This is a genomic window from Streptomyces sp. NBC_01363 (genome assembly GCF_026340595.1).
Lineage (GTDB): Bacteria > Actinomycetota > Actinomycetes > Streptomycetales > Streptomycetaceae > Streptomyces.
This window is the reverse complement of sequence record NZ_JAPEPF010000001.1, coordinates 2468677-2492784: the sequence shown is the minus strand read 5'-3', so window position 1 is coordinate 2492784 and position 24108 is coordinate 2468677. Positions and strand designations below refer to the sequence as shown.

Sequence of the window (24108 nt, the reverse complement as noted above, 5' to 3'; positions counted from 1 at the left end):
CGGTCCGTCCCGGTGTCAGCCGGTCGCGGACGCCGTCCAGTCGCGGGCCCGCAGCGGCATGCGGGAGGACCCGCCCGCCGCCGGACGCACCACGAGGATCTGGTTGACGCCGATCTTGTTGTGCTCGAAGGAGAGGGCGGAGGCGGCCATGTAGAGGCGCCAGACCCTGGCCCGTCCGGGCGAGGTCATCCGGACCGCGCGGTCCCAGTGCTTCTCCAGGTTGGCCACCCAGCGGCGCAGGGTCAGCGCGTAGTGCTCGCGGAGCGACTCGACGTCGCGGGCCTCGAAGCCGGCCTCTTCGAGGGTGGCCACGGTCCGGCCCAACGGGGCCAGTTCACCGTCCGGGAAGACATAGGCGTCGATGAAGTCGTCCACGTGGTACGCGGACTCGTCCTTCTCGGGGCGGCGGGCGATCTGGTGGTTGAGCAGCCGGCCGCCGGGCTTGAGGAGTGCGTAGAGGTCGTCGGCGTACTCGCGGAAGCGGGCCGAGCCGACGTGTTCCGCCATGCCGATGGACGAGATGGCGTCGTACGGGCCGTCCCTGACGTCCCGGTAGTCCTGGACCCGGATCTCGATCCGGTCGGTCAGTCCCGCTTCCGCGATGCGCTTCCTGGCGAAGGCGGCCTGTTCGACGGAGAGGGTCACTCCGGTGACCCGGGCGCCGTACTCGCGGGCGGCGTGCATGGCCATGGAGCCCCAGCCGCAGCCGACGTCGAGGAGGCGGTCGCCCTCCTTCAGCGCGAGCTTGCGGCAGACCAGGTCGAGCTTGTCGCGCTGGGCGTCCTCAAGGTTTCCGCCGTCCTCCCAATAGGCGCAGGAGTAGACCATGGACGGGCCGAGGACCAGTTCGTAGAAGTCGTTGCCCACGTCGTAGTGGTGGCTGATGGCCTCCTTGTCGCGACGCCTGGTGTGGAGGGTGCCGGTGCGGCGGCGCACCTCCTCGGGCGGCGGGGGCGGCGGGGGCCAGGGGCCGGCCAGTTGCAGCAGCCCCTTGGCGAAGGCCCGTACCCCGGGGTCGCGGACCGGGTGGACGCTGTCCTTGGCGTCGGCCCCGCGTTCCCAGATCAGTGAGGCCATCAGGTCCAGGGCCTCGTAGAGATCGCCTTCGATGTCGAGCTCGCCCGCCACCCAGGCGCGGGCCAGGCCCAGTTCGCCCGGCTTCCAGAGCAGCCGGCGCAGCGCGCGGCGGTTCCGGATCACAAGTACGGGGGCCCCGGGCGGTCCGGATTCGCTGCCGTCCCAGGCCCGGATACGGACCGGCAGCTTTTCTCCCAGCAACTCCTCGGCGAGAGCGGTCAGCCGCAACGCGGCGTCTGCCATGGCGCACACCTCCGTGATGGTGTTCCCAATGTGCCCAAACATGGTCGAACATGCCTGCAACCACGCCGGGCACCCGTGCGCCGCGACGAGGTACGTACCCGTCAACAGTCTGCGGAGCGCACGCCATCCCGCTACAGCGCAATGGAAGGGCAAAATAGCTGTACACCACATGCATCCGTTCGCCGGGCCGACCCGCGGCGCCCCGCACCACGCCCCGCCGCGCGGGACCGGGTACGCCGAAGGGGCCGCCCGCACCACGGATGGCGGACGGCCCCTTCGGGCGTTGTGCACGTACTGCGCGGGCGAGTGGGCCCGCGGTCGGACTAGGAGGCCTTGGCCTTCTCGCCCTCGGCCTTGGCGGCGGCCGGTGCCGGGGCCGGCTTGGCGGCCTCGTAGAACTCCTCGCGCGGCGTCTCCATCGCGCCGAGCGAGACGACCTCGCGCTTGAGGAACATCGCAAGGGTCCAGTCGGCGAAGATCCGGATCTTACGGTTCCAGGTCGGCATCGCCATGCCGTGGTAGCCACGGTGCATGTACCAGGCGAGGCGTCCCTTGAGCTTGATCTTCATCTTGCCCATGACGATCATCGCGACGCCCTTGTGCAGCCCCAGACCGGCGACCGCACCCTTGTTGGCGTGGCTGTAGTCCTTCTGCGGGAAGCCGCGCATCCCGGAGATGACGTTGTCGCCGAGGACCTTGGCCTGCCGCAGCGCGTGCTGCGCGTTGGGCGGGCACCAGGCGTTCGGGTTGCCGGCCTTGCGGCCGACCATGTCCGGAACCTGGGCGTTGTCGCCCGCGGCCCAGATGTAGTCGGTGCCCTGCACCTGGAGCTTCTCGGAGGTGTCCACGTGACCGCGCGGACCGAGCGGCAGGCCGAAGCGGGCCAGCGCCGGGTTCGGCTTCACGCCGGCCGTCCACACGATGGTGTTGGAGTCGACCTCGAGGCCGTTCTTCAGGACGACGTGACCGTCGACGCAGGAGTCCATGGAGGTCGAGAGGAAGACCTCGACACCACGGGACTCCAGGTGCTCCCGGCCCCAGGTGCCCAGCTTCGGCCCGACCTCGGGAAGGATCTTGTCGGCGGCGTCGACGAGGATGAAGCGCATGTCCTCGCGCTTCACGTTCGTGTAGTACTTCGCCGCGTCGCGGGCCATGTCCTCGACCTCGCCGATGGTCTCCGCACCGGCGAAGCCGCCGCCCACGAAGACGAACGTCAGCGCCCTGCGGCGGACGTCCTCGTCGGTCGTCGAGTCGGCCTTGTCCAGCTGCTCGAGGACGTGGTTGCGCAGGCCGATGGCCTCCTCGATGCCCTTCATGCCGATGCCCTGCTCGGCGAGGCCGGGGATCGGGAAGGTGCGGGAGACCGCGCCCATCGCGATGACCAGGTAGTCGAAGGGCAGCTCGTAGGCCTCGCCGACGAGCGGCGCGACCGTGGCGACCTTGCGGTCCTGATCGATGGTCGTGACGCGGCCGGTGAGCACCTCGGCCTTCGGCAGTACGCGTCGCAGCGGGACGACGACATGCCGAGGCGAGATGCTGCCGGCAGCAGCTTCGGGGAGGAAGGGCTGGTACGTCATGTACGAGCGCGGGTCGACGACCGTGACGGTCGCCTCGCCGTAGCGCATCTTCTTGAGAATGCGTCGAGCTGCGTACAGGCCTACGTACCCACCGCCTACTACGAGGATCCTGGGACGCTCCGTGGTGCTCATGCCATCGAGTATCCACCCCCCTCCGAGGGCATGCTCGTGAGCCCCTTCACAAGCTATGAGCAACCTTCTGTTACACTTCGCCGCCCACGTGACCGAGGTCATGGCGCCGCGAGGGAACCACGGTGCGACGGCGAACGTTGTTCACCGCTTGTGAGCTGGCCCTTGGCCCTCCGGACGGGGTGAACCACCGCTCCGATTCATCTACCGGCAACACGTCCGGAACACTTCCGTACGGAGACACGACGGCCCGACGAGCGGCTCCTGATACCCATACGGAGCAGAACTGCCCTCCGCGGAGCCGAATTCCTTGTGAAGAAGTTCACGAACTTCGTCGCGCCGTGTCTCGCGAACCACCGCCCACGCGGCCCACACCGGCTCAAAGGTGCAGGCCAAAGCGCGCATGAGCATCGGGTTCTAGGCGATCGACCAGCCGATTCCGTCGAGGATGTCGTGCTCGCTGACCACGACTTCCCGGGCCCCGGTCCGCTCCATCACGGCGAGCAGGATCAGCGCCCCGGACGTGATCACGTCGACCCGTCCCGGATGCATCGCGCCGATCGCGGCCCGCTCGGCGTGGGTGGAGCCGAGGAGCCGTCCGGTGATCTCCCGGACCTGCTCGAAGGAGATCCGGGAGTGGTGGATCGCCTCGGAGTCGTACGCGTCGAGCCCCAGGGCGATCGCGGCGATCGTGGTGACCGTCCCCGCGAGGCCGACGAGGGTGGCGGCCCCGGTGAGCGGGACGCTCTCCTCGGCGAGGTCGAGGGCGGCGTCGATGTCGGCCCGGATCGCGCCGATCCGGTCGGCGGTCGGCGGGTCGGTCACGACGCCGTCGCGTACGAGGTGCCGCTCGGTCATCCGCACGCAGCCGATGTCCACGGAGCGCGCGGCCCGCACATGGTCGTCGCCGACGACGAACTCGGTGGAGCCGCCGCCGATGTCCACGACGAGATACGGCTTCGCCAGGTGATCGCGGCCCGCGAGCTCCTTGGTGGCTCCGGTGAAGGAGAACTCCGCCTCCTGGTCACCGCTGATCACCTCGGGCTCGACGCCCAGGATCTCCAGCACCCCGCGAACGAACTCGTCCCGGTTCTCCGCGTCGCGGGAGGCGGAGGTGGCGACGAAGCGGATCCGCTGCGCACCGTGCTCCTTGATCACCGCCGCGTACTGACGGCAGGCCGCGAACGTCCGCTCCAGGGCCTCGGGGGCGAGCCGCCCGGTCCGGTCGACGTCCTGGCCGAGGCGGACGATCTCCATCCGCCGGTCGAGCTCGACGAGCTCACCGGTGGACGGGTCCGCGTCGGCGACGAGCAGGCGGATGGAGTTGGTACCGCAGTCGATGGCGGCCACGCGGGTCATGAAGTACTCCCAGCTCAAGCTCCTCCGGCGAACGAGGAGCGGGGTCGGGGCAGAGCCCCGGATCAAGCCCCTCCGGCGATCGAGGAGCGGGGGTCCGGGGGCGGAGCCCCGGGAGACGAACGGTCAGCCCTCGTCCGGCGCGCCGCACGGTGAGACGCACGGCCCCTTGCGCCACCACTCCGGCAGCATCGCGATGGCCTCGTCGCCCAGCGGGTTCACCCCGGGCCCCGCGGCCAGCGAGTGCCCGACCAGGACGTGCAGGCACTTCACCCGGTCCGGCATGCCACCCGCGCTCGGGAAGCCCTCCAGCACCTCGATGGCGTCGCGCCGTGCGATGTAGTCCTCGTGAGCGGCCCGGTACGCGGCGGCCAGCTCGGGGTCCGTACCGAGGCGCTCGGTCATCTCCTTCATGACCCCGTTCGCCTCCAGCGTGCCGATCGCGGACGCGGCACGCGGGCACGTCAGGTAGTACGTCGTCGGGAACGGCGTACCGTCCTCCAGCCGGGGCTGCGTCTCGACCACGTCCGGGTTGCCGCACGGGCAGCGGTGCGCGATCGCGCGCAGACCGCGCGGCGGGCGGCCCAGCTGCTGCTGGAACGCGGCGATGTCCGCCTCGGTGGGCGCGGTGGACTCGGTCTGGGGAGGGGGCGTTTCCATGCCTGCCTAGGTTCTGATCGGGCTGCTCGAACTGCGGTTCTGCAGATGGATGAAGAGAGTCAGTCGCGGTCGGCGCTGTCGACGCCGTCCCAGAGGTTGGAGTGCCACGGCCGGCCGGACTCGTCCGTCCTGCCCTCGCGCTCCTTGACCGCGTCGGGGTCGATCACCGTGTAACCGGTCTCCCCGGGAAGAAGGTAGTGCAGGTGCGTGCGGGCCAGCTGCCTGATGTACGCGTCGTCCTGGAGGCGCGCCTTCTCGTCGCGCAGCTCCTCGGTACGGGCCTTGGCCTCCTGCGCCAGGCGCTCCTGGTCGGCGATCTCGTCCTGCTGCGAGACGTACTGCCGCATCGGGTACGCGAGCGCGACCACCAGGGAGCAGACGATGAGCACGAGGAAGGCCGCCCGGCCGGTGAGCCGTGAGCGGCGGGCCTGACGGCGGTTCTGGGAACGGTAGACGCGGGCGGCGGTCTGCTCGCCGAGCAGCCGCAGCCGGGTCGCGGTGGAGAACCGGTCCCGGTCCTTCGCGGCCATGTCTCCGCCTCCCCACTACGCACGTCCGTCCCCGCACACGGTACGGGACCGAGTGCGGGGACGGACGGATGCCATGGCCTTCGGCCCCTGACGGGCCGAAAGGGATGATCAGCCCTTGAACCGCGGGAACGCCGAGCGGCCCGCGTACACCGCGGCGTCGTCGAGGATCTCCTCGATGCGCAGCAGCTGGTTGTACTTGGCGACGCGGTCCGAGCGGGCCGGGGCGCCGGTCTTGATCTGGCCGCAGTTCACGGCGACCGCGAGGTCGGCGATGGTGACGTCCTCGGTCTCGCCGGAGCGGTGCGACATCATGCACTTGAAGCCGTTGCGCTGGGCCAGCTCGACGGCGTCCAGGGTCTCGGTCAGCGAGCCGATCTGGTTCACCTTGACGAGCAGGGCGTTGGCGGAGCCCTCCTCGATGCCGCGGGCCAGGCGCTCCGGGTTGGTGACGAAGAGGTCGTCGCCGACGATCTGCACCTTGGCGCCGAGCTTGTCGGTGATGACCTTCCAGCCGGCCCAGTCGTCCTCGTACAGCGGGTCCTCGATGGAGACCAGCGGGTACGCGGAGACGAGCTCCTCGTAGTACTCGGTCATCTCGGCGGCCGAGCGGGACTTGCCCTCGAACTCGTACTTGCCGTCCTTGTAGAACTCGGACGCGGCGACGTCGAGCGCGAGCGCGATGTCCTTGCCGGGGGCGTAGCCGGCTTCCTTGATGGCCTCGACGATGAGGTCGAGGGCGGCGCGGTTGGACTCCAGGTTCGGCGCGAAGCCGCCCTCGTCGCCGAGACCGGTCGAAAGACCCTTGGTCTTCAGGACCTTCTTCAGCGTGTGGTAGACCTCGGCGCCCCAGCGCAGCGCCTCGGAGAAGGACTCCGCGCCGATCGGCGCGATCATGAACTCCTGGATGTCCACGTTGGAGTCGGCGTGCGAACCGCCGTTGAGGATGTTCATCATCGGAACGGGCAGCAGGTGCGCGTTCGGGCCGCCGAGGTAGCGGAACAGCGGCAGGTCCGAGGCCTCGGAGGCGGCGTGGGCGACGGCCAGCGAGACGCCGAGGATGGCGTTGGCGCCGAGCGAGCCCTTGTTCTCGGTGGCGTCCAGGTCGAACATCGCCTGGTCGATCAGCCGCTGCTCGGTGGCGTCGTAGCCGACGAGCTCCGGGCCGATCTGCTCGATCACGGCGAGGACGGCCTTCTCGACGCCCTTGCCCTGGTAGCGGTTGGGGTCACCGTCGCGAAGCTCGATGGCCTCGAACGCACCGGTGGAGGCGCCGGACGGAACGGCAGCACGGCCCGTGCTGCCGTCGTCGAGGCCGACCTCTACCTCGACCGTGGGGTTTCCACGGGAGTCGAGGATTTCCCGGGCTACGACGACGTCGATGGACGGCACGAGGCATCTCCTTCTGGGATATGACGCTGGTTGTGCAGGGTCACTTTGGCCTTGCGACAAGAGCCTAACCGGCCCGGCCCGCTGAGCCCGACGACCGCCCGACCCCTGGGACGAAAAAGGACCCGAGGGCGCACATTGCCGGGCAAACAGGCAGAAATTTACTGGCCAGTAACTACAACACTTGAACGGTCCGGCGCTCCCCCGAGCACAGACGGCCGAACCCCGGCCCGGCGCATACGGGGGGAATGCGCGCCGGGCCGGGGTGCTCGGGGAGGAGAGAGCCTCGACTACTTCGTCAGGTGCAGCTGCTGACCCGGGTAGATCAGGTCGGCGTCCTTGACGATGTCCTTGTTCAGCTCGAACAGCTGCTGCCAGCCGCCCTCGACCTTGTGGTCGGCCGCGATCTTGCTGAGGGAGTCGCCGGAGGCGACCTTGTACTCGCCGTCGCCCTTCTTGACCTTCTCGCCGGTCGGGGTGGTGACGGTCTTCTTCGACTCGGCCTGCGGGGCGGCGGAGCGCTCCGAGCGGGAGGCGGCGGGGGCCTCGGTGCGCTCGCTCTGCTTCGGCTGGGCCTGCTGGGCCGGCTGCGACTGCTGCTTCGGGGCGGCCGGGGCGCTCTGCTGCTCGGAGGCGCCGGAGCTCGCGGTGGAGTTCGAGGAGGAGCCGGTGTTGACGCCCGGGTCGACACCGTCGTTGGTCAGGTTGCCGGCGCCGGCGCAGGACCAGGCACCCGGGCCCTGCATGTCGAGGAGCCTCTCGGCGGTGGCGATCTGCTGGGCCTTGGTGGCCAGGTCGGCATGGGCGGCGTACTGCGTACCGCCGGCGGCGGCCCAGCTGGACTGCGAGAACTGCAGACCGCCGTAGTAGCCGTTGCCGGTGTTGATGGACCAGTTGCCACCGGACTCGCACTGGGCGACGGCGTCCCAGGTGGCGACGGAGGCGGCGGAGGCGCTGGTCGCACCCATCAGGGGCACGGCGACGGCGGCACCGGCGACACCGGCGAGCGTGGCGATACGGACGGCCTTGGACGGGCGGCGGTGCTTGCCCTTGCTGGAAAGCAGCATGGAACTTCTCCTCACCGACGCCTACGAGGTGAGCTGTCGGGTTCGGGCCAAGTGAGTTGCCCGGTCGCACGTCCTAGCACGCGACTTCACCCCAAGCCGGTCCTGATGCGTCTTTCGACGATCGGGCCCGGCGCTTACCTGGGTCCCCCGCTCCTGCCTACGGCGCTTTACGCGTCTGTTCCCTTCGACCGACGGCAGGATTCGGCGTGACGGTCGACGGGGCCCGCGGTGCGAGCGGTTCCGACCGTAAACATACGCAACCCCCACATTCAAAGACGGACACATCGGACAATCAACCCGTACTTGCATCTGAAGAACCGTCGTTTCCGCAGGTGGGACGTGATGCGGAAGGGCCTCCCGGGCGCGACACGCCAGTTGACGCAAAGAGACCCATGTCTCACTTACGCATAAGCGGACATAGGTCCCTGAACTACCCTGATTTTTGAGGTGCTTTTAGTCGATTATCAGACTGCCTTCACTGGGCCTTCACATCGAGATCGAGGCTCTGGCCAGGGCGGATGAGGTCCGGGTCGGAGCCGACGGCACCCTTATTGGCCTCATAGAGTGCGGGCCAGCCTCCGGGAACCTTCTGTGCATCAGCAATCGACCAGAGGTTGTCGCCGGGCCGGACGGTGTACGCGTCGTCAGCCGTCGGCTCGGCCGTGTCGCGCGCGCCGTTGCCGCCGCGGGAGGCGTGACGGCCCGGCTCACGGCCGCCGCCGTCCGTGTCGCGACTCCTCTCGGTGGCCGGCGCGCCGCGGTGCTTGCCGCCCGCATCACCGGACGAGTCGGGTGAATCGGACGTGTCGCGGGGCGTACCGGAGGACGCTCCGGGAGACGGAGCGGTCGAAGCCGGGGACTTCGGGGACGGCGAGGCCTTCCCTGACGGCTTGTCGGCCCCGTCCGAGCCGTCCGCACCGTCCACGGCGTCCGAGCCGTCCGAGGCGCTCCCGGACGGCGTGGCGTCGTGGGACGGGTCCGCCGACGCGTTGTCAGCCGGCTTCGCACTCCCGGTCGGGTCGTCGGCGGGAACGGAGCCCGGGTCGACTCCCGGCAGCCTCCCGTCCACCGCGAGGCCGGAGATGACCGCACAGCTGGGCCAGGCCTGCGGGCCCCGGCCGTCCAGGACCTTCTCGGCCACCTCTATCTGCTGCGCCCGGCTGGCGAGGTCGGCGCGCTCCGCGTACGCCTCACCGCCGTACGCCTTCCAGGTCTCCGGCGAGAACTGCAGGCCGCCGTAGTAGCCGTTCCCGAAGTCGGCACTCCACGCGCCGCCGCTCTCGCACTCGGCCACCCGGTCCCAGGTCGTGGCGTCGGCCGCGTGCGCACCGGACGCGCCGAGCAGCGGGATGGCGATGGCCGATCCGGTCACGCCCGCGGCGACGACGATGGCGGGTGCCTGACGGGGGCGACGGTGTCTGCCGTTCGCGGAGCCCATGGGGTTGCCTTCCGTGTGACTGACATGTGACTGGTGAGTCGAACGGTGAACCTAGCGGGACTCGAACGCGCGTCACAAGTCGATGCAGCGCAGATCACGTGAAAGTCACAGAACTGACGGAGCGTCACTTCCGGTGGTCGCGGGCCCCGGCGTGAACTCCACGGGGAGCGTGCGAAGTCCACGCATGATGAGCCCGCCACGCCACCGCAAATCGGTAGGTTCCACCGCAAGCCGCAGGTCCGGAAGGCGGTTCAGAAGCGTGGCGAGCGCGGTCTGTCCCTCCAGCCGGGCGAGCGGCGCTCCCAGGCAGTAGTGGATGCCGTGCCCGTATCCGAGGTGCTGATTGTCACGCCGTGCGAGGTCGAGCGTGTCGGGGTCCTCGAAGCGCTCCGGGTCGCGATCGGCCGCGGCGAGCACCACGAGCACGGGGTCCCCGGCCGCGATGTCCTGCCCGCCGAGCGTCAGCGCTTCGGTGGCGAACCGCCAGGTGGCCAGCTCCACCGGGCCGTCGTACCGCAGCAGTTCCTCGATCCCGGTCTCCAGCAGCCCGCTCTCCCCCGAGTCGAGCGAGTGCTGGAGCCGTTCCCGCTGCCCGGGGTTGCGCAGCAGCGCGTAGACCCCGTTGCCGATGAGGTTGACCGTCGTCTCGAATCCGGCGAAGAGCAGGATGAAGGCCATGGCCGCGGCCTCGTTCTCGGTGAGGTGCTCGCCGTGGTCGCTGGCCCGGATCAGCCCGGAGATCAGGTCGTCCCCCGGGTTCTCCCGCTTGCGGTGGATCAGTTCGGCGAGATAGCCGCGCATCTTCTTCACCGATCTGGCCACCCCGCCGCGCGGACCGCCGCCGTGGCGGATCATCATGCCCGCCCAGTCCCGGAAGTCGTCCTGGTCCTCGGGCGGGACACCGAGCAGATCGCAGATCGCGTAGATGGGGAGCGGGAAGGCGAAGTCGTGGATGAGGTCCGCCTTCCCCTCCTCGATGAAACGGTCGATGAGGCGGTCCGTCAGTTCCTGTACGCGCGGGGCGAACTCGGCGACCCGGCGCGGGGTGAACGCCTTGGAGACGAGGCGGCGCAGCCGGGTGTGGTCGGGCGGGTCGATGTTCAGCAGATGCGTCATCAGCTCGGCCTTGCGCTCGCCCGGGATGCCGGTCTTCCCCTTGGCGTGCGCCGGCTCGGCGTGGTGCGCCGGGTTCTTGGAGAGCCGGGAGTCGGCGAGCGCCTGCCGCGCGTCCGCGTACCGGGTCACGAGCCAGGCCTCGACACCGCTGGGCAGTGCGGTTCGGTGCACGGGGCTGTGCTCGCGCAGCCAGGCGTACGCCGGGTACGGGTCGGTGGCGAACTCCCAGGTGAAGAGTTCGGGTGCGCCGACGGGGCAGGCGGCGGGCTGATCGGTGGGGTGGTCGGCGGGACGGTCGGCGGGGCTGTGGTTCACCCCCCGACGTTATCCGTTGCCCCCGGATGTCATCCGGCGCCCTCCGGCACGGTCCGTCGTCGCCCTCCGGGGCTAGGCGTTGCCTTCCGGGGCTAGGCGTTGCCCTCCGCCGTCCTGATGGCGTCGCGGTAGGCGCGGCCCGCGGCCCTCAGTGCGGCCTCGGGGTCGATACCGTCCTGCTCGGCGCGTACGGCGAGGGCGAGGAGCTCGTAGCCGATGCCGTCGCCGGTGGGGAGCGGCACGTCGAGCCCCGCGGTACGGACCCGGCCGGCCAGCTTCGCCGCCAGGGCCAGACCGGGCTGGCCGAGCGGGACTCCGTCGGTGACCGAGTCGCGCTGCTTCTCGATGGCCTTGGTCCGCAGCCAGTGCGCGTGCACGTCCTCCGGGGTCTCGGCGCTCTCGTCGCCGAAGACGTGCGGGTGGCGGTGGATCAGCTTCTCGACGAGGGCCGCGGCCACGTCGTCGACGGAGAACGGCTCCGCCCCGTCCTCGGGGCGGCCTTCCTCGGCGATCCTGGCGTGGAAGACGACCTGGAGGAGTACGTCGCCGAGTTCCTCGCGCAGTTCGTCGCGGTCGCCGTCCTCGATCGCCTCGACGAGTTCGTACGCCTCCTCGATGGCGTACTTGGCGAGGCCCTTGTGGGTCTTCTGCGAGGTCCACGGGCATTCGAGCCTGATCCGGTCCATGACCTGGACCAGATCGAGGAGCCGGGCGCCCGGCAGGTCGTACGAACCGGGCAGCAGCTCCAGGTCGGGCATCCGCACCCGGCCCGAACCGGCGAGCCGGGCCAGACCGTCGGTCAGTGGCCGGTCGCCCTCGCCGCCCGCGAGGACGACGACGGTCCGGCCGCCCGCACAGCCGTCGACGAGTTCCTGCGCGGTGGACACGGAGTGCTCGACGGTGACGCCCGCCTCGCGCAGATAAGGCAGCTGCGGGTGGTCCGGCTCGGCGCAGAGCACCCGGTCGGCGGCGTGCAGCGCCTGCCAGGCGGGCCAGGACAGGAGTCCGGGCGCGACGCGGTGGCTGGCGGTGAGCAGAACGATACGGCCGGGGTCTTCAGCGTTCACCGTTCGAATCTACCTCGGTCGTTCGCGTCGCCCGTTCCGCGGCCGGTCAGGCGCCGGCCTCGGTGTCCGCGCTGGCCGGCTTGGTGACCTGGGTGATCCAGGGGGCCTTGTAGTCGGCGAGCTGGGTCTGCTTGCTGTCCCAGGTGCCGTAGCGCGGATTGACGTCGACGCGCAGTGCCTTCGACGCCTTGCCGAGCGCCTCGCCGACGGCCTGCTGACCGGCGGGCTGCTGCAGGTCGGCGCCGAGCGCCTGGGCCAGCTTCGTCAGCTGGACCTGCTCGCGCAGGACGGCGTCGATCTGGCCGGGGGCGACCCAGCCCCGCTGGAGCATCGCCGTCCGCAGCTGCGCCTCCCCGCCGGACTGGGCCGCCGCGGTCCTGCGCATCTGCTGGATCTCGTTGCGGTTGACCCTCACGCCCGCGTCCTGCGCGGCCCGGTCCAGCACCCGGTCGAAGATCATGGTTTGCAGTTTGACCCGGCTGAGCTGCCCGGACTTGTCGATGAGCTGGGAGGCGTCCTTCGAATCGCGCTGGGCCTCGCGTACGGCCGCCACCTGGCTCTGCAGCATGGAGACCTCGATCCGGTCCCCGCCGACGACGGCCGCGGCGCCCGGGTGGGCCTCGCTGCCACAGGCGGTCAGAAGTGGGGCGCCGGCGAGCAGGGCGGCGGAGACGGTGAGCGCGGTGCGACGGCGGCGGTGCAAAGGAACCTCCCGGGGAGACTTTGTGCATCAGTGCACAAGACCTTGCGGTGATCGATGTTAGGCAGTGGACGTGGCTGGGGCCACCGATTCGACCAACGATTCGGAAGGAGTTGGGGATATGGGCCCGCCCGGGGCCGCCCGGCGGGGCTCAGGGCACGCGTTCGACCGACGGGGCCGGGGTGTCCGGTCGCAGCATGATCGTGCGCGAGACGACGAAGGTGATCGGGATCGCCGCCGCGGCCGCGACCAGCGGCGCGTACCGGCTGCTGAACCCGGCGAGATCGACCAGCAGATAGACACCGCCGGTCGTGATGACGAAGTTGGCGGCGTTGGTGAGCGGGAAGAGCAGGAACTTCCGCCAGGTGGGCCGGGTCCGGTAGGTGAACCAGGAGTTCAGGAAGAAGGAGCCGATCATGCTCAGCGCGAACGCGATCACATGGGCGGCGATATAGGGCAGCCACGTCAGCAGGACGAGGTAGCAGCCGTAGTACGTGCCGGTGTTCACCACTCCCACGAGGGCGAATCGGGCCATCTGTGCGGTGACCGTCATCGGCGTACGAACTCCTGGGGCTCCCGAATCTTCTGCGGCGCCCCGGTGTTCGTGGCCTTCACCAGGAAGTGCGGGCGTCGCTTCACCTCGTAGTAGATACGGCCGACGTACTCGCCGACCACCCCGACCATCACCATCTGGACCCCGGCGAGTGCGGTGACCACGACGAGAAGGGTGACATAGCCGGGGGTGTCCACCCCCTGCACCAGGGCGACCCCGACGATCCACGCCGCATAGGCGAAGGCCACCGACAGCAGCAGCATGCCCAAGTAGAGCGCGGCGCGCAGCGGTTTGTTGTTGAAGGACAGCAGCCCGTCGAGACCGTAATTGAGCAGCTTTCCGAAGGTCCAGGCGGAACTGCCCTGTTCGCGGACGGCATTCTCGTAGTTGAAGGTCGTCGTACGGAATCCCACCCAGGCGAAAAGGCCCTTGGAGAACCGGTTGTATTCGGTGAGTTCCAGTACGGCGTCGACCGTGCGGCGGGACAGCAGCCGGAAGTCCCCGACGCCGTCGACCAGTTCCACGTCCACCAGGCGGTTGATCAGCCAGTAGTAGGCGCGGGCGCTGAGGGTGCGGGTGACGCGGTCGCCCTTGCGGGTGCGGCGGGCGATCACCTGGTCGTGGCCCTGCGCGTGTTCCTCCAGCATCCGGCCCACGAGCTCGGGCGGGTGCTGGAGGTCGGCGTCCATGATGACCACGGCGTCGCCCTCGGCGTGCTGGAGGCCGGCCAGCATGGCGGCCTCCTTGCCGAAGTTCCGGCTGAAGGAGACATAGCGGACCCGCGGGTCGGCGGCGGCCAACTCCTGGAGGATCACCAGGGTCCGGTCCGCGCTGCCGTCGTCGACGAACACCAGCTGGAATTCATGTCCCAGCCCGGCCATTTCGTCCGTGACGCGTTCATGGAAGCGTTCGAGGATCTCTTCCTCGTTGAAACAAGGCACCACCAGAGAGATCAGCACGGATGTACATCAGCGCGGCCAGATGTCGGAACCCGATGCAGCACGTGACCGATGGGCGTCCATCAAGTGAACTGACCTAATTCGGCGCGGGTTTGAGCGTTCGAAGCTGGCATATTCCTGCGTATGCCGACTTCCCGTCCCCGCCTGCGCGCGGGCTCGCTCGCCGCGCTGCTCACCGTCGCCGCAGTCTGTGCGGGTGACGCCGTGGCGCGCGTCTTCCCGTTCGGGCCGCACACACGCAGCGTCAACGACCTGGGCAATCAGTTCGTGCCGTTCCACGCCCGGCTGTGGGACCTGCTGCACGGGAATGCCGACGGCGGGCTGCTGCTCAACTGGTCCTCCGGGTACGGGACGAGCTTCCTGCCGGATCTCGGCACCTATCTGACCAGCCCGTTCGCCCTGCTCGTCGGGGTCTTCCCGCGTGACCGGATCGATCTCGCGGTCTATGTGGTCACGGTCCTGAAGATGGCGTCGGCGGCGGCGCTGATGGCCGTGTTCCTGCTGACGCTGCGCGGCGGGCGCTGGTGGGCGGCCGGGGCGCTCGGCGCCTCGTACGCACTGTGCGGCTGGTCGGTCGCCGAGGCCTCGTACAACCCGATGTGGCTGGACGGACTGGTCGCCCTGCCGCTGCTCTGCCTGGTCGCCGAGTGGGCCCGTACGGGACGGCACCGGATCGCCGGGCCGCTGCTCGTCGCGGTGGTGTGGGCGGCCAACTTCTACACGGCGTACATGGCGACGCTCGGTGCCGCCCTGGTGCTGGCCGTCCGGCTCTTCACCGAGCGGGACGACCGGCGGACGGTGGTCCGGGGGCTGGTGCGGGCCGTCTGCACAGTCGGGGTGGGCGTCGGGCTCTCGGCGCCCGTCCTGCTCCCCGTCTACCTGGGCACCAAGCACGCCTACCCGGGCTGGGACCGTCCGTTCGCGCCCGCCGCATGGCCCGATGTGCTCGCCCGGCTGCTGCCCGCCACGTACAGCTTCTTCACCCCGGCCCTCTTCCTCGGCACCGGCACCCTGCTGCTGGCCTGTGCGCTGGCCTTCCAGCGGTCCGTGCCGGGGCGCGAGCGGTGGGCGTGGACGGGGCTGGTCGCCGGGGTCGCACTGTCGTTGCAGTGGGGCCCCACGCATCTGCTCTGGCATGCCTTCACCACGCCCAACGGCAGTCCGTACCGGCAGACGTTCGTGCTGGCCGGGCTGGTGGTGATCGCCGCCTGGGTCTCGGTCTCCTACGACTGGCCGGGGCGGCGGGCGCAGCTCGGCGGGGTCGTGGTCCTGGTGGTGCTCGCGGCCGGGGCCGGCTTCAGCGACCTGGTCACCGGGTGGACGTATCCGCTGTTCGCGGTGGGGCTGGTGGCCGCGGCCTGCGCTCTGGTGCTGGTCGGGCGGGGCCGGAGGCTCGCGGCGCTGGCCGCCGTGCTGCTGATCGGCGCACAGGCCGGGCAGGCCGCCGCGTCCACCGCGTACTTCGACCGGCAGCGGCTGAACCGGCTCGACGACTACGCGCCCTGGGGCGAACGGCAGCGGACCCAGGCGGCCGTGGTCGCGGGCGCCGACGGCTGGCCGGGCTATCGCACGGACCCCGGCCGGGAGCAGACCACCGCGAACGATCCGCTGCTGGTGGGCGGGCAGGGCGGCGCGTACTACAGCAGCCACACGCCCGCCGTGCTGACCCGCACGATGCGGGCGCTCGGCGGCGGGTGGACATCGAACGGCCGGGCCGTGCAGAGCCTCGACAACCCGGTCACGGACGCGGTCTTCTCGGTCGGCGCGCGGGTGCGCGGGCCGCGCGATCCGCACCAGGGGGCGAACCTCCCGGACGACCGGCCGGTGACGGTGAGCCGTGCCGAGACACCGCCGCTGGTGACGGTGCGCCGGCCGGGCGGTCCGGTGCCGTACGGCCGTTCACCGTTCCGGAACCAGGAGCAGCTGCTCGGCTCGCAGGTCTACACGGTCCCGACGACGGTGCTGCGGACGGCGGACGGCGACGCGGTGGCCGACAAGGCGGCGTACGACTACCGGGTGGGACGCGGCACGTACACGCTGACCGCCGCCTGTCCGGCGGGCACCGAGGCATATCTGTGGTCGCCCGACATGTTCGGCTGGGCACGGCTCGGCGACGGTCCGGAGGTCGAGTTCAAGGGGCAGCTGCCGGCCAGGCGGGCCGCGATGCAGCACCTGGGCACGGTCGGCGGGGCCGGGAGCGTGCGGGTCACGCTGACCCCGGTGCGCGCCGGGACCGTGCCGCATCGGGCGATCGGCTGTCTGGACCGGGCCCGGCTGTCCTCGGCGGTCGCCGGACTGAAGCGCACCGGCGCGGCCACGGTCCACGTCACCGACCACGGCATCCGGGCCGAACTGCCGCCCGGCACCACGGGAACGGTCGTGATCGCCGCGCCCCGGATCGCGGGCTGGCGCTGCCAGGGCCGCCCCGCCGACAGCTACCTGGGCCTGGTCGCCACCCCGGCCCCGGCCCGCGGCACGGCGGTCGACTGCACGTTCCGGCCCCCGGGCCTGCGGGCGGGCGCGTTGGCCGGGGCGGGCGCGCTCACCGTTCTGGTGCTCGGCGGGGCGGTGCTCGTGTACCGGCGGCGACGGGGCGCGGGGGCCGGGCCGCACTGGCCCGACCGGGCTCCGCGGCAGGCCGAGACTCCGCAACCCGTGGACGCCTGACCGGGGCCGGTGGTCAGCCGCCCCGCACCTCCACCTGGCGATCGAGCCGACGGCGCAGCTCCACCGGCAGCGGGTGGTGAGGCCCGTAGGCCCGCTCGGCGTCGTACAGCAGCGCCTGGAGCTGCACGCGCGCCGTCACGTGGTCGCCGAGCGCGAGCAGCAGGTGTGCGATGCGGTTGCGGATCTCGAAGAAGCGGGCCGGGTCGCCGCCCGTGGCGCGGTGGTTCTCGTAGTACGGGAGGACCGCTCGGTACTCCGCGAGCGCGGCGGCCGGTTCGCCGAGCTGCTCCAGGCACTGGGCCGCGTCGTAGCGGAACTGGAGTGTCTGCGCGTCGGCCGGGCCGGCCTCCGCCGCGCGGTCGTCGGCGAGGCGGCGCAGCTCGGGCAGGGCGCGGCGGTACTGGCCGTCGTCCATCAGCGTCGCCGCGTACTGCTTGCGCAGGATGCGGACCACGGCGGAGTCCTCGCCGTGCTGTTCGGCGGCGACCGGGAGGATCGAGCCGAGGATGTCCACGGCCTGGGTGATCCGGCCCTCGCCGAGCAGCTTCTTGACGTCGTCGACGGCGGCGGCCACATCGGGCCGGGCCGCCGCGGGGGCGGGCGGGGCCGGTGGCGGGGGCGGGGCGGCGGCCCGGTCGGGCCACGGGGCGTGCGGGCGCAGGAACGGGCGGGTCGGGTCCAGCGGTCCGGCGCAGAGCCCGGTGCCCGGCGAGGGGAGCAGCGGGGCGAGGTGTTCGTACACCTCCTGGGCACCGGACGGCCGGTGCTGCGGGTCCTTGGCCAGCAGCCGCAGCACCAGCGCTTCGAGCGGCTCGGGGATGTCGGGCCTGATCCGGCGGACCGGGACCGGCGGCTCGTAGAGATGGCGGTGCAGCACACCGAGGGCGGTGGACCCGGCGAACGGCACGTCGCCGCTGAGCAGTTCGTGGAGGAGCACGCCGAGGGCGTACAGATCGGTGTACGGGCCGACGGCGCCGCCCATCGCCTGCTCGGGGGCCATGTAGGCCGGGGAGCCGATCGGCGAACCGGTGTGGGTGAGCCGGGTGGTGTCGGTGTCGAGGACGGAGGCGACGCCCAGGTCGAGGACGGTGACGGTGCCGTCCGGGCGCACCATCACGTTGCGGGGCTTGAGGTCGCGGTGGACGATCGGCACCGCGTGCACGGCGCACAGGACGGCGCAGAGCTGGGCGGCGACCGCGACGGACCACTGCCAGGGGTACGGGTCGTGCTCGGCGAGATGGTCGGCGAGGTCGGCGCCCTCGACGTACTGCATGACGAGGAACAGGTCGTCGCCGTCACTGCCGGCGTCGTGGACGGTGACCAGGCCGGGGTGGTCGACCTGCGCGGTGACCCGGCATTCGCGGACGAAGCGGCGGCGCAGCTCGCCCGCGGCCTCGCTGCCGATGGGGCCGGTGACCCGGTCGGGGCGGAGCAGCTTCACCGCGACGCGGCGGTCCAGGCGCTGGTCGTAGGCCGTCCAGACCTGGCCCATGCCGCCCTGTCCGAGGATGGTTGCCAGTTGGTACCGCCCGCCGATGACTCGTCCGCTCAGCGTCCCTCCTCCTTGCGGAGGTAGTCGCTCAACTCGTCGAGCTCGGCGCGGACCTGGTCGATGCGGTGGGGGCGGGGGTGCGGGTGGGGCGCGGGGTCCGGCTGGGGCTGGGGTGACGGCTGGGGTTGGAGCTGAAGCTGCGGCTGGGGCGCGGCGGGCGGCTGCTGTGCGGGCATGGGCGGCGACGGGACGGGCGCGGGCGTAGGAGCAGGACCAGGAGCGGTCGTGGGCGTAGGCGCGGGCGCGGCCGCGGACATCCGCATCGGCGCCGTGGGCGCGTACTGGTACCCGTATCCGTACCCCGGCACCGGATGGGCGGCCGCGTGGCCGCCCATCCGGTGCTGCTTCGTCAGCCGTTCGTAGTGGCGGACGTCCCCGACCAGGTAATACGCGACCGACCCCAGCATCACCACCAGCAGCAGCGGGATGAGGACGTTGTCGATGCCGGTCGGTTCGTCGTTGCCGTCCCGGCCGAGGATCGGCAGGAGCACGCAGACGAAGACGAACCCGGCCCCGGTCAGCCACCAGTCGGACGCCCGGCGGCGCACGATCGCGAGCCGGAGCAACGGACTCCACAGCAGCAGTCCGAGCGAGCCCACCAGGAGCACGACGAACAGCACCCGCATGGAGACGATCCAGGCCCGGCTGGGAACCCGGCGCGGCGGCGTCGGCGGATGACCCGGGGCGTACATGGCTGCTCCTGGAGACCTGGTCGTTGAACATCCGCGCACACGCTCCGTGTGCGCAGATCCGAGCGTAGAGGGCGACACCGACAACCGGCCCCGGGTTGTACGGATCGGCTGTGGTTCAGCTCACTCCGGCGCGACCGTGCCGTCCGTCAGCCCGTCGTACATCCCCTGGACGAGCTGTCCGCCGAGCCGGCCGGCCAGCCTCAGGGCGTCCTCGAACTCGGCCAGGGCACGGAACCGTTGTCCGTACCGCTGCTGCTCCGCGAGCGGCAGCCGGGGCAGTTGGAGGCGGCGGGCGTCCAGCCGGGTGGCGGTGGAGGCGTAGCTGCTGGCCTGGCGGTTGTTGGCGGTGCCGCGCAGGAAGCCGGCCAGGAACCAGGGGTCGAGGGCGGCCGGATCGGGGCGCAGCAGCTGGAGGTTGCGGCCCAGTGCGGCCCCCGCTGTGGCGTCGTCGACGACGCGGGCGACGGAGCCGCCGCCGAGCACGGGGACGACGACATCGCCCGGTTCGACGAGGACCGGCTCCTCTGCGGGCCCGTCGACGGGCAGGCTTCCCGAAGGGGCGGTGGAGCCGAGGACGTCGTGTTCGGTGAGGACGGGCCCCGGGCCGGTGCCGGAACCGCCGGTGCGGAGCTGGAGGGCGCCGGCACGGGCGAGTTCACCGACGGTGGTGAGCGGCCAGTGGGCCGGTTCGGAGAGGGTCACGGCCACCGGGGTGAGGGTGCCGGTGAGGCCGAGCGTCTCGGTGAGCCGCTCCCGTACCCGCATCAGCTCGGCGGGTCCGCCCGCGGCGGCCGGTGGCGGCAGATGGCGGGCGGGGGCCAGATCCACGTCGTCGTCGAGGAGTTCGATGACGGGTACGGCGCGGCCGGGGCGGGCCGAGGCCGGGTGGCCCGGCTCGGTCCGGCCCTCCCGTCCGGGGCTTCCCGCGTCGTCGAAGGACTGCCAGGCGTCGAGCACGGCACCGTGCACCGCCTGCCAGTCGAGCCGGTCGCGCCCGCCCGCGGGGGCGGTCGCCGCCGGGCCCGCCGAAGGCGATTCGGCGGGTTCGGCGGTGTCGACGAACAGCAGTTCGGGCGAGGGGTGCCGACCGCTGCCGGGCTTGCGGAGCACCCAGAGGTGGAGCGGGATGCCGTACGGGGGTGCGGCGCCGGCCGGGAGCGCGATGACGGCGCGCAGGGCGCCGCGGCGCAGCAGATCGGCGCGGATCCGGCGGCCGGAGCGGCGCGAGGCGGCGGCCGGGGGCATCAGCAGGACGGCGGTGCCGCCCTCGCGCAGATGGGCCAGGGCGTGCTGGACCCAGGCGAGTTCCGACTCGGTACGGGCCGGGAAGCCGTACTCCCAGCGCGGGTCGTAGGCGAGCTCGTCGTGGCCCCAGTTGCGTTCGTTGAACGGCGGGTGGCAGAGCACCGCGTCGGCGGCGAGCTGCGGGAAGGCGTCGGCGCGCAGGGTGTCGGCGGTCCGTGCCGCCAGGGCGCAGCCGGTGTCGGTGTGCAGGGCGAGCCTCAGCGCGGTGAGCGCGGCGAGGTCGGGGTCGGTCTCCTGGGCGTACAGGGCGGCCGGCCGACCGACGGCACGCAGCAGCGCGCCGGTGCCCGCGGCCGGATCGAGGACCGTGCGGGCGGGCCGCTCCCCCGTCTCCACCAGGGCGGCCATCAGTTCGGCGAGTCCGGGCGGGGTGAGGGTGTACTGGCGCGGGTTGGCATCCAGCTGACGGCCGAGCAGGAACTCGAAGGTCTCCTGGACCCCGGTCCCGGCGGCGAGTTCGGCGGCGGCGCGGAGCAGCGGAACGGACGGGAGCAGTTCGGCGGGGCTCGGGGCGTGAACGGCCCGGCCGGCTTCCGCCGCCGGTCCGAAGCGGGTGGTGAGCACCTTGTCGACGGCGAGGGAGAGCACGCCGGCCATCCCTTCGTCCGACGCGGCGGTGATCTCCGGCCAGACCTTGGGGGAGGTCCGCAGGAGCAGCAGGGCGCAGCCGGTGTGGACCAGGGCGGGGACCGCGCCGGCCGGGTGCCCGGCGAGCTGCTGCCAGACCCGTTCCCGCAGCGGGACCTCGGCGAGTTTCCCCTGGTCGCGAAGCCATTGCTCGACCTCGGGCAGTGCGAAGGACGGGCTCGTCTCGGTGCCGCCGACGGGCTTGGGGAAGTCGGCGTGGCGGCGGCGCCAGTTGCTGACCGCGGCGCGCCCCACCCCCGCCAGCCGTGCGATCCCGGCCGCGGTCACCTCTGTCGAGTTCTCCGGCACTGACTGTCTCCCTGGTCCTGGCGCTCGTCCCGGTACTGGCTTGTCGGCGAGCATACCGACCCGGTTCGCACGGCATCGATTCACAGCGTGCATCAACCCATCCACCGTGAACCGTGTTGACTCGGTTCACAAGCTCTGCTGTTATTGATCCATCGCCGCACGACAGCGAGCGATGCACGAGCACGACGCACGAATCCGCTCACCACCCATCTCTGTTTTGCCGGAGGGCACAGCCATGTCCCAGTTCACGCAGCCGCCGCAGTCCCCGCAGCCCCAGCAGCCGTACGCCCCCGCCCAGATGCCGGGCATGCGCCCGGCCCGTAACGGACTGGGCGTCGCCGCCCTCGTCCTGGGTGTCATCGGCGCCGTGTCCGGCCTGATCCCGTTCCTGTTCTGGCTGGCGGGCATCCTCGGCCTCATCGCCCTGGTCCTGGGTCTGGCCGGCCGGGGCCGCGCGAAGCGCGGCGAGGCCACCAACAAGGGGATGACCACCTTCGGCGCCGCGCTCGGCCTGATCTCGCTGATCCTCGCGGTGGTGGGTGCGGTGATCACCTTCAAGGCCGTGGACGACGCCGTGAACGACCTCAACAAGGCGGTGTCGGACACCGCGGCCTCCGCGAAGCCGAAGCCCGGCGGCGACTCCGCCAAGGGCGGGGGCACGGACAAGGGCGGCGCGGAGAAGAAGGACACGGGCAAGGCGCTGGAGGCGGGCGACTCGGCCGTGTACGACGACGATCTGACGGTCACGGTCGGCGACGCCACCTCGTACACCCCGGACGCCTACGCCGCCGGACACACCAAGGGACAGAAGGCCTACCGGGTCGCCGTCGTCATCGAGAACGCGGGCAAGGAGAAGTTCGACGCCGCGCTCGTCAGCGTCTCGGCGCGGGCCGGCCAGGACGGTGTGGACGCCGAGCAGATCTTCGACAACAAGGTGGGCGCGGGCTTCAGCGGCACGGTCCTGCCGGGCAAGAAGGTCACGGTCCAGTTCGCCTTCGACGCCCCGGCGGACGCCAAGAACCTGGCCGTCGAGGTCAACCCCGGCTTTACGTACGACGCCTCGCAGTGGGACCTGAAGCTCTGACCGTCCATCTGGGACCGGACAGAACGAGCCGGAGAGACCGGAGCCGACCACCATGCGCCTTCTCGCCCGCGCCTCGGCAGCCACCCTGAGCGCCGCGACCACCCTCGCCCTCGCCACGGCCTGCGGAATGCTTCCGGACGACGCACCCGAGGCCACCGCCCCCTACGCCCGGCTGACCGCCCCCGAGGTCGTCAACAAGGCCCTCGCGGCGACCCGGGCCGCCAAGTCGGTACGCATGACGGTGGAGACGACCTCCCCCGAGGGCCCGGTCGAGGCGTACGTCGCCACGGACATCAGGGGAGAGTGCACGGTCACGCTCTCCATGGGCGCGGCGGGCACCATGGAACTGGTACGGACGGGCGGCACGGTCCGCACCCGGTCGGACGCCGCGATGCTGCGATCAGCCTCCGCCTCGCAGGCCAGGAAGCTCACCGGCCGCTGGTTGAAGCCCACCACCGCCGACCGGCACGCGGAACTGGCCGAACGCTACTGCGACCGGGAGACCTTCCTCGGCCTCCTCGCGCCGAAGAGCGGAACGGCCCGCAAGGGCCGGACGACCGCACCCGGCTCCGGCACGCCCGCCCTGACCGTCACCGGCAGGACGGACGACGGAAAGTGGACGGCGGACATCGCCACCGACGGCAAACCCTTCCTGCTCAAGCTGCGCCTGAACCCGCCCCTCCCGCACGGCACATCGGGAAGGGACACCGACCGCACCGCCCCCGTGACAGTCGAATTCTCAGAATTCGACGAGCCGTTCACGGCGAACAAGCCGAAGCCCTGAACTCCCCGAACGCTTCAGGCCACAGAACCCGCCCCGCTCCCGGGCGGGTTCTGCGCACCCCGGACTCCCCCGCTCACCCGCCGCACTGCTCCAGCATCGCCGTCTTGTCGGCGGCGGTGACCGGCAGTTCGTACTTCAGGGACACCTGCGCGAACCGCACCGCGTACGAGCAGCGGACCGGCTTGTACGGCGGCAGCCAGGAAGCCGGCCCCGAATCGCGCTTGGCGTTGTTGGCCGGCCCGTCCACCGGGATGAGGTTGAGCGGGTCGTTGGCGATCTGCTGCCGCTTGGCCTCGTTCCAGCGCGCGGCGCCCATCTGCCAGTCGTACGAGAGCGGCATGACGTGGTCGATCTGGACCTTGGTGGCCTGCTGCTTGCGCCAGTCGATGGTCGAGCCGGTGTACGGGTCCTTGAGGGTCATCGCCACGACCACGCAGTCCGAACCGGACCGGAACTTCACGTCCTTGCCGTCCCGGGCGAGGAGGTCGTTACGGGTGTCGCAGCCGTTCCTCGCGAGCGGTATCCCGTCGATCGAGTCCTTCCACGCGTAGCCGAACTTGTCCCGCGCGTAACCGGTCTTCGGCCCCCGCCCCTTCGTCGCCACCTTCTCGATGACCTTCCGCCCGGCCGCCCGGTCCGCCTCGGAGGTGAGCGGCGCGAGCCCCGGCTTCGTACCGTCGGCGTTGTCGAGCGGGCTGGCCCCGAACCCGGTGACGGCCTGCCCGCCGCCGTCCGAGCCGCCGCCCTGCCGTCCGGTCCCGGAGGACGCGCTCTCGGGGTCGCAGCCGGCCAGGGCCAGCACCGCCGCCACGCTGAGGGTGGGCAGCATCACTCGGTAAGCGCGGGGAGATATCACTCGAAACCGTCCTGACGGGGAGAAAGCCGAACCCGGGAATCCTACGGACGCCTTCTCCT

General features: G+C 71.2%; 20 protein-coding genes and 1 riboswitch. Of the genes, 3 read left to right on the top strand and 17 right to left on the bottom strand.

Annotation, left to right across the window (positions count from 1 at the left end):
• Nucleotides 1-15 precede the first annotated feature (15 nt).
• The 13 genes from OG611_RS11645 to OG611_RS11585 form a co-directional block, all read right to left on the bottom strand.
• Nucleotides 16-1320, bottom strand: a complete 1305-nt coding sequence (locus OG611_RS11645) for a cyclopropane-fatty-acyl-phospholipid synthase family protein (RefSeq protein ID WP_266418375.1) — start codon at nucleotides 1318-1320, stop codon at nucleotides 16-18.
• Nucleotides 1321-1643: 323 nt separating this feature from the next.
• Nucleotides 1644-3029 (bottom strand): NAD(P)/FAD-dependent oxidoreductase, encoded by a 1386-nt coding sequence (locus OG611_RS11640; protein WP_124722938.1) that lies wholly within the window; start codon nucleotides 3027-3029, stop codon nucleotides 1644-1646.
• 414 nt (nucleotides 3030-3443) lie between these two features.
• The gene (locus OG611_RS11635; RefSeq protein WP_266418374.1) at nucleotides 3444-4385 is read right to left on the bottom strand and encodes a Ppx/GppA phosphatase family protein; all 942 of its coding nucleotides are present in this window, start codon (nucleotides 4383-4385) and stop codon (nucleotides 3444-3446) included.
• Between the two features lie 123 nt (nucleotides 4386-4508).
• Nucleotides 4509-5042, bottom strand: a complete 534-nt coding sequence (locus OG611_RS11630; RefSeq protein WP_124722936.1) for a DUF501 domain-containing protein — start codon at nucleotides 5040-5042, stop codon at nucleotides 4509-4511.
• Between the two features lie 59 nt (nucleotides 5043-5101).
• Nucleotides 5102-5572 carry a septum formation initiator family protein gene (locus OG611_RS11625; protein WP_266418371.1) on the bottom strand — a complete coding sequence of 157 codons (471 nt, stop codon included), beginning with the start codon at nucleotides 5570-5572 and terminating at the stop codon, nucleotides 5102-5104.
• 108 nt (nucleotides 5573-5680) lie between these two features.
• Nucleotides 5681-6961 (bottom strand): phosphopyruvate hydratase, encoded by a 1281-nt coding sequence (eno, locus tag OG611_RS11620; protein WP_266418369.1) that lies wholly within the window; start codon nucleotides 6959-6961, stop codon nucleotides 5681-5683.
• 287 nt (nucleotides 6962-7248) lie between these two features.
• Complete coding sequence (locus tag OG611_RS11615) at nucleotides 7249-8025, bottom strand: transglycosylase family protein (protein ID WP_266418367.1); 777 nt, start codon at nucleotides 8023-8025, stop codon at nucleotides 7249-7251.
• Nucleotides 8026-8028: 3 nt separating this feature from the next.
• Nucleotides 8029-8200: riboswitch (cyclic di-AMP (ydaO/yuaA leader) on the bottom strand.
• A 300-nt stretch (nucleotides 8201-8500) separates the two neighbouring features.
• On the bottom strand, nucleotides 8501-9463 hold the full coding sequence (locus OG611_RS11610) for a transglycosylase family protein (protein ID WP_266418365.1): 963 nt from the start codon (nucleotides 9461-9463) through the stop codon (nucleotides 8501-8503).
• A gap of 105 nt (nucleotides 9464-9568) precedes the next feature.
• Nucleotides 9569-10894, bottom strand: a complete 1326-nt coding sequence (locus OG611_RS11605) for a cytochrome P450 (RefSeq protein WP_266418363.1) — start codon at nucleotides 10892-10894, stop codon at nucleotides 9569-9571.
• Nucleotides 10895-10986: 92 nt separating this feature from the next.
• Nucleotides 10987-11961: a nucleoside triphosphate pyrophosphohydrolase gene (locus OG611_RS11600; RefSeq protein WP_266418361.1), complete on the bottom strand. Its 975-nt coding sequence runs from the start codon at nucleotides 11959-11961 to the stop codon at nucleotides 10987-10989.
• Between the two features lie 46 nt (nucleotides 11962-12007).
• Nucleotides 12008-12664, bottom strand: a complete 657-nt coding sequence (locus OG611_RS11595) for a SurA N-terminal domain-containing protein (protein ID WP_266418359.1) — start codon at nucleotides 12662-12664, stop codon at nucleotides 12008-12010.
• A gap of 148 nt (nucleotides 12665-12812) precedes the next feature.
• Complete coding sequence (locus tag OG611_RS11590) at nucleotides 12813-13214, bottom strand: GtrA family protein (protein WP_266418357.1); 402 nt, start codon at nucleotides 13212-13214, stop codon at nucleotides 12813-12815.
• The gene (locus OG611_RS11585; protein ID WP_266418355.1) at nucleotides 13211-14173 is read right to left on the bottom strand and encodes a glycosyltransferase family 2 protein; all 963 of its coding nucleotides are present in this window, start codon (nucleotides 14171-14173) and stop codon (nucleotides 13211-13213) included. Before OG611_RS11585 ends, OG611_RS11590 begins: the two co-directional genes overlap by 4 nt.
• A gap of 123 nt (nucleotides 14174-14296) precedes the next feature.
• On the opposite strand from OG611_RS11585, the gene OG611_RS11580 reads away from it, so the two are divergent.
• A complete protein-coding gene (locus tag OG611_RS11580) occupies nucleotides 14297-16840 on the top strand; it encodes a YfhO family protein (protein WP_266418353.1) in 2544 nt (847 codons plus the stop codon).
• Between the two features lie 13 nt (nucleotides 16841-16853).
• On the opposite strand, the gene OG611_RS11575 is transcribed toward OG611_RS11580, so the two are convergent.
• The 3 genes from OG611_RS11575 to OG611_RS11565 all read right to left on the bottom strand — a co-directional run bounded on the left by OG611_RS11575 (nucleotide 16854) and on the right by OG611_RS11565 (nucleotide 21325).
• Nucleotides 16854-18392: a serine/threonine-protein kinase gene (locus OG611_RS11575; RefSeq protein WP_266425770.1), complete on the bottom strand. Its 1539-nt coding sequence runs from the start codon at nucleotides 18390-18392 to the stop codon at nucleotides 16854-16856.
• Entirely contained in the window at nucleotides 18389-19084 is a 696-nt protein-coding gene (locus tag OG611_RS11570) for a hypothetical protein (protein ID WP_266418351.1), read from the bottom strand. Before OG611_RS11570 ends, OG611_RS11575 begins: the two co-directional genes overlap by 4 nt.
• A 120-nt stretch (nucleotides 19085-19204) precedes the next feature.
• Nucleotides 19205-21325: an N-6 DNA methylase gene (locus tag OG611_RS11565; protein WP_266418349.1), complete on the bottom strand. Its 2121-nt coding sequence runs from the start codon at nucleotides 21323-21325 to the stop codon at nucleotides 19205-19207.
• 235 nt (nucleotides 21326-21560) lie between these two features.
• Here OG611_RS11565 and OG611_RS11560 point away from each other — a divergent pair, with 235 nt between their 5' ends.
• Together OG611_RS11560 and OG611_RS11555 are read left to right on the top strand one after the other, a co-directional pair.
• Nucleotides 21561-22409, top strand: a complete 849-nt coding sequence (locus OG611_RS11560) for a DUF4190 domain-containing protein (RefSeq protein WP_266418347.1) — start codon at nucleotides 21561-21563, stop codon at nucleotides 22407-22409.
• A 52-nt stretch (nucleotides 22410-22461) separates the two neighbouring features.
• Nucleotides 22462-23193 (top strand): hypothetical protein, encoded by a 732-nt coding sequence (locus OG611_RS11555; protein ID WP_266418345.1) that lies wholly within the window; start codon nucleotides 22462-22464, stop codon nucleotides 23191-23193.
• Nucleotides 23194-23266: 73 nt separating this feature from the next.
• Here the strand turns inward: OG611_RS11555 and OG611_RS11550 are convergent, their stop codons facing one another.
• Entirely contained in the window at nucleotides 23267-24022 is a 756-nt protein-coding gene (locus OG611_RS11550; RefSeq protein ID WP_266425768.1) for an HNH endonuclease family protein, read from the bottom strand.
• Between the last annotated feature and the right edge of the window lie 86 nt (nucleotides 24023-24108).